Consider the following 592-nt stretch of genomic DNA (forward strand, 5'->3'; position numbering starts at 1 on the left):
CCCGCTTTCCGTAGCGGGTGCCGGTCTCGTAGACGTAGCGGGCGATCGGGGTGGACCCGACGAAGCTGATCGACTTGACGTCCGGGTGCTCCAGCAGGCGGTCGACGGCGACCTTGTCGCCGTGCACCACGTTGAAGACACCGTCGGGGAGGCCGGCCTCCTGCCACAGCCGGGCGAGGAAGTCGGCTGCCGAGGGGTCCTTCTCGGAGGGCTTCACCACGACGGTGTTGCCGGCCGCGATGGCGATCGGGAAGAACCACATCGGGACCATCGCCGGGAAGTTGAACGGCGAGATGATGCCCACCACGCCCAGCGGCTGCCGGATGGAGTAGACGTCGATGCCGGTCGAGGCCTGCTCGGTGAATCCGCCCTTGAGCAGCTGCGGGACGCCGCAGGCGTACTCCACGACCTCCAGGCCGCGCGCGATCTCCCCGAGCGCGTCGGAGTGCACCTTGCCGTGCTCGGAGACGATGATCGCGGCCAGCTCGTCCTTGCGGGCGTTGAGCAGCTCACGGAAGGCGAACAGCACCTGGGTCCGCCGGGCGAGGGAGGTGTGCCGCCAGGACGCGAAGGCCTCGACGGCCGCGCTGAC

General features: G+C 69.4%; 1 protein-coding gene. It reads right to left on the reverse strand.

The features are described from left to right. Nucleotides 1-592 (reverse strand): aldehyde dehydrogenase family protein (locus tag AOK09_RS33380; RefSeq protein WP_157876136.1); only part of this gene is annotated, 592 nt, incomplete at both ends.

It is taken from the genome of Peterkaempfera griseoplana (genome assembly GCF_001418575.1).
In the GTDB taxonomy this organism is placed as follows: Bacteria; Actinomycetota; Actinomycetes; order Streptomycetales; family Streptomycetaceae; genus Peterkaempfera; species Peterkaempfera griseoplana.